This window comes from Caulobacter sp. DWP3-1-3b2, assembly GCF_049896325.1.
Lineage (GTDB): Bacteria > Pseudomonadota > Alphaproteobacteria > Caulobacterales > Caulobacteraceae > Caulobacter.
The window spans coordinates 1-5,065 of the sequence record NZ_JAFCUB010000062.1 but is presented as its reverse complement, the minus strand read 5'-3'; the positions used below and the strand labels follow the sequence as shown (position 1 = coordinate 5,065).

Sequence of the window (5,065 nt, the reverse complement as noted above, 5' to 3'; positions counted from 1 at the left end):
CGCGAAACATCGGCGACCACGGCCCCGGGCGCAAACGCCGCCGACCGGATCCGCCGACGGTCATGCTGGCTCCAGCGACGCCGGCGCTCAGGCCCCGTCATCAACGTCATCTGGCTCATGCTGTGCAGCTACGCGTGCTCATAAGGTCTCCTTACGAGCAAGGCATCCCCGCCCAGTCACCACGCGACAAGGCGGCCTTCACCGGAGGCGTACGCCGGGCCCGAGGCAGCGGGGCGCAAGGGCGTGGCGCGCTGGCGGTGTTGCGATCCGCAGACAGCCATCGCCGAACGCTTCTGCGTGAGGGTGCGCGAGCGCACGGTTGGCAAGCTGCTCAAGCGGCTGGGCTTTTCGCACATCACCACCCGTCCCCAGCACTATCGGCAGGACATCCAGGCCCAGGTGGATTTTAAAAAACTCCGCAGGGGCGCTGGCGGGCATTCAGTCTGGCCTGACGCCCGGCACGCCTGTCGAGGTCTGGTTCCAGGACGAGATGCGGGTCGGCCAGAAGACCCATCGCACACGGGTCTGGGGCCAGACCGGAACGCGGCCGCGCTAGGTCGCCGACCTGCGGACCGGCAGCGCCTATCTGTTCGGGGCCATCTGTCCCGCGCGCGGGGTGGGCGCGGCCTGGGCCTGCGAGAAGGCCAACACCGCCGCCATGCAACTCCAGCTCGACGAGATCGCCCTGCAGGTCGCCCCGAGCGCCCATGGCGTGGTCGTCCTCGACCAGGCCGGATGGCACACCACCCAAAAGCTGAGACCGCCCGACAACCTCACCCTGCTGCCCCTGCCGCCACGCTCACCCGAGCTCAATCCCGCCGAGAACGTCTGGCAGCACCTGCAACAGCGCTTCCTCTCCAATACGGTCTTCGACGACTATGACGCCATAGTCCAAGCCATCTGCGAGGCCTGAAACAAATTGATGGCAGGACCAAACCGCATCAAATCCATCGGCCACCGCCAATGGGCGACTATAGGTTCATGCTAAGGGCGGTTGGTATAAGGTGGTCACCACCGAAGGCCTGCGCTCATATGGGGCGGCCATGAAGGAGCTCGGCAACGCCCAGAAGCAGGAAGTTGGCCGATGGGCGAACAATCGCTGCGAGAACTCGCACCTCCCGTTCCGACGACGAGAACGGGCCATGCTGCGGTTCAGGCAGATGAAAAGCCTGCAGAAATTCAGCTCAGTCCATGCCGCCTTTCACAACCACTTCAACCAGGAGCGCCACCTCATCAGCCGGGAAACTTACAAGACCCAACGCTCAGCCGCTCTGGCTGAGTGGCAATCCCTCATGGCCTGAGGCCCGGCCGTCTCTGCCCGGACTGCGCCAAGTGGAGACAAGTTGGGGTTAGACTGACAGCACCCTGAGGCGGCTTCGGCTACCGTCGTGGTCCAAATTTCATGCCGGCGTTGAACACTTAGTCTGGCGACGCTACAGCGCCCTCCAGGATCCTTTTCTTGCGAAGAGTAATGGGCTTCAACCTTGACGTCATTGCGATCTGATGAGAGCCATCGCTAGCGTTAGGTAGCGTTAGGGGCGGGCGAACGTGGGTTGTGGGTAGCGGTCCTTCGGCCGGAGATGACCATTTCGTCGGCGACTCGGGAAATAATCAGGCCTTTGGCCTTGCCGGTGATGACCTGCTCGAAGGCGGCGATGGCGACGACCAGCTTTGGGGCGACGCCTACAACGGCGATGAGGCCGGCAGCGGCGTTACCGGCAACGACCATTTGATCGGCGGCGCGGGCGACGACTATCTGTCGGGCGGCCTAGGCGACGATCTTCTGGAGGGTGGGTCCGGTCACGACTACCTGATATCGACGTTTGGCGATGACCGATTGTTCGCGGGCGACGATAACGACTCGCTGCGAATTTTTAGCCCCGACGGCGAGCCCCCTCGAACGATTGCCGCCGATGCCGGCGCGGGCGACGACGAAATCGAAGTCACCGTGAGCAATGGCCTGAACTTGACGCTCACCGCGGGCGCCGGCAACGATCTGCTATCGCTGAACGGACAGGGTGAGGCCCTCTCGATACATATAGACATGGGAGCCGGTGACGATGTTATCGACGCAATGGCCTATGGCGACCGCTTTGGCGGGGTCCTTCAGGTCGATGTCACGCTAGGAGCCGGGCGCGACCTGATTTATCTTGAGAGCTACGATGGCGCGGTGCTCGGTCTCCAGTACCACATCACGGACTTCCAGGCGGGAGCAGGCGGAGACGAGTTGGACTTCACCGCGATCCTGGACCGTTTCGACAAATGGGACGGAGGCAATCCATTCACTCAGGGTTATCTGCAGCTTCGCCAGGAGGGGGCCGCGTCGATCCTGAGGTTCGACAGCGACGGATGGGCAGGCGTCGGAAGCTGGCAGGAAGATCTGGTCGTGTTCGATAACACCCGGGTCGGCGACTTCACCGCCGACAATTTCCATGGCATCCCGCCAGACGGTGGTGCCATGCCAGGCCTGACCCTGACTCATCCGGGCCGCTATGTTCAGGGCAGCATCGGCAACGATACGATTACTGCATCGGGCTCAGGCGGCAACTACCTGGGAAACGACGTTTATGGTCGGGCCGGCGACGACTACATGGAAAGCCTGGACCAGTATCCGCGGTTGCACGGCGGGGACGGCGACGACCATTTGGTAAGCTCCGCGCAATTCCTGTACTACGCCCGGGACCCCAGCGTCTTGTTCGGCGATGCGGGTAACGACCGGCTCGACGGTTCGCGTCGGCCAGATACCCTACACGGCGGCGATGGGGCCGACGGCTTGTACGGTGGAAAAGGCGACGACCTGCTGGACGGCGGCGCCGGAGACGATCATATCGACGGCGGCGAGGGCCTCGACATTGTCAGCTTCGGCGACATGAGCGCGGCGCTGACGTTAGAGATCACCAACGCCGGCGCCGTGACGACCGCCGCTTACGGAACCGACACGCTGGCGGACATTGAGGGGTTCAGCGGCACCAGCTACAACGACACCCTGTCGATCAGCCTGGCGACCACCTCCGGCTTCATCCTGATGGGCGGCGACGGCAACGACGTCCTCACCGGCGGCGGGGGGCTGGATTTCCTGATCGGGGGCCACGGCAACGATATGCTAATCGGCCGAGGCGGCCTTGATATCGCAAGCTATCGCGACTGGAGCACGAGCTTGACGCTCGATCTGCGGATCGCCGGGCCGCAACTCATTCTCCCAGGAACTCTGCACACCCTGGTCGACATCCGCGGCCTGGAAGGCACGCTGGAAGGCGACGTCCTGACGGGCGATGATTACGACAACCTGATCTATGGCGATGGGCCGTCACCGAACCCCTGGCTTTTCATCCAGGGGGGCGCGGACCTGATCCGGGCCGGCGGCGGGGCCGACGAAGTGCACGGCGGAGCGGGCAATGACCTCCTGTTCGGTGAAGTCGGCGCGGATGTCCTTTACGGGGATCGTGGTAACGACACCCTGGACGGCGGCGCTCAGGACGACAGGCTGTATGGCGGAGCGGGCGAGGATAGCCTGAAGGGCGGCTCCGGGAATGACCTGATCGACGGTGGCGACGGGCAGGATACGCTGGCTTTGACCGGCGATGTCCGAGATTACACGGTGCTGATGCGCGGCAACGACTTCGTCGTCCGGGGGCTGGCGGGAACGGGCTCGGACCTTGTGGCCAATGTGGAGCGGATCAGCTTCAACGGCAGCCTCACGATGATCGATTTCTCCACGTTCGAGGCGCAATCGTTCAACGCCTACGGCTATCTCGCAAGCTATGCCGACCTTCGGATCGGCTACAAGGGTGACCCTGTAGCGGCCCGCAAGCACTATCTTGAACATGGCGTCGCCGAAGGCCGAGACCCGGGCCTGTTCAATGCGCTTGAATATGCCGCCTCCAATATAGACCTGGCGCGCGCCTTCGGCGCCGACACCTTTATGCTGGCCCAACACTATGTTCAGCACGGGGGTTGCGGAAGGACGCGCCACGACCACCTTCGATACGTTGCTGTACGGTGCCCGCAATAGCGACGTGGCGCGCGAGTATGGCTCGGATGTCGAGGCTTTGCTCCTGAACTATGTGACCTATGGCGTCGCGGAGGGCCGAGCCACTTCGGGGTTCGACGCCTTGATCTACGGCGCGAGCAACATCGATTTAGCTCAGGGCTATGGGTCGAACGCCCATGCCCTGACGCTGCACTATCTCGACCACGGCGCGGATGAAGGTCGCGCGACCTCCGGGTTCAATGCCCTTGTCTACGGCGCGACCTATGTCGACCTGGCCAAGGGCTATGGTTCAGACGCCCATGCGCTGTTGCTTCATTATCTCGACCATGGCGCTGACGAAGGTCGCGTCACCAAGGGTTTCGACAGCGTGGCTTATCTTCTGACCTATGCTGACCTGGGCGCCGCGAACCTCGGTGCGAATTGGGCCTTGACGCATTGGCTCGACCACGGGGCTGATGAAGGGCGGATTGGCGACGCGGCCTTTGGGCGCGAACAGAGCGACCAGGTTTTGGGGCTGGCTGACGGGGTCCAGTCCGGGACGCTCACGACCAGCGACCGTGACTGGTACGCGCTCAAGACCCGCGCAAATCAGACCCTAACGCTCGAACTTAATGGCGCCTTGTCCGACGGTACGCTCCAAGTGTTCGACGTGAATGGCCATCTGTTGCGTTCGACCACCGCGGCGCCCGGGGCCGCTCAAGCCGCCCTCAGCTTCACCGCTACGGGCCAGGAAGCCTATGTCGTTGTCAGTGGGCCTACCGCTGGCGATTTCGTGCTCCAGGTTCATGCGGGCGATTGGTGGCTTTAGACCTAGTGGATAGAACGCGACGCTTGAGTCCCTCTGGAAATCGCTCGATCCCTTTCCCGAGAAGGATTTGGGCGGGTTCCAAGCGACGGAATCTCACCACTAGGGTCTGTTGATATTCATCTGGAATTGATGACGGCGGCGGTGAGCTAGATCATTGCGGCGAAGCTTTGATCGGTTTTGTCGGCGCGCATGGCGATGCGCTTGAACTCTCTGAGTTTGCAGAAGAAGTTCTCGACCAAGTGGCGCCATTTGTAGATTTCGGTGTC

4 protein-coding genes and 2 pseudogenes are annotated in these 5,065 nt (G+C 62.7%); 5 read left to right on the top strand and 1 reads right to left on the bottom strand.

The features are described from left to right. Positions 1-243: 243 nt before the first annotated feature. The 5 genes and pseudogenes from ACP7AG_RS21110 to ACP7AG_RS21090 all read left to right on the top strand — a co-directional run. Positions 244-402: pseudogene (locus tag ACP7AG_RS21110) on the top strand (helix-turn-helix domain-containing protein); the annotation flags it as partial. 163 nt (positions 403-565) lie between these two features. Then, complete coding sequence (locus ACP7AG_RS21105; protein WP_426033376.1) at positions 566-913, top strand: transposase; 348 nt, start codon at positions 566-568, stop codon at positions 911-913. Positions 914-1,004: 91 nt separating this feature from the next. After that, positions 1,005-1,301: a DDE-type integrase/transposase/recombinase gene (locus ACP7AG_RS21100; protein WP_426033374.1), complete on the top strand. Its 297-nt coding sequence runs from the start codon at positions 1,005-1,007 to the stop codon at positions 1,299-1,301. A gap of 254 nt (positions 1,302-1,555) precedes the next feature. Further along, the gene (locus ACP7AG_RS21095) at positions 1,556-4,012 is read left to right on the top strand and encodes a calcium-binding protein (RefSeq protein ID WP_426033372.1); all 2,457 of its coding nucleotides are present in this window, start codon (positions 1,556-1,558) and stop codon (positions 4,010-4,012) included. Further along, positions 3,990-4,799 (top strand): hypothetical protein, encoded by an 810-nt coding sequence (locus ACP7AG_RS21090; protein ID WP_426033370.1) that lies wholly within the window; start codon positions 3,990-3,992, stop codon positions 4,797-4,799. Before ACP7AG_RS21095 ends, ACP7AG_RS21090 begins: the two co-directional genes overlap by 23 nt. Positions 4,800-4,945: 146 nt before the next feature. Here ACP7AG_RS21090 and ACP7AG_RS21085 read toward each other — a convergent pair. Continuing rightward, positions 4,946-5,065, bottom strand: a pseudogene (locus tag ACP7AG_RS21085) (IS5/IS1182 family transposase); the annotation flags it as partial.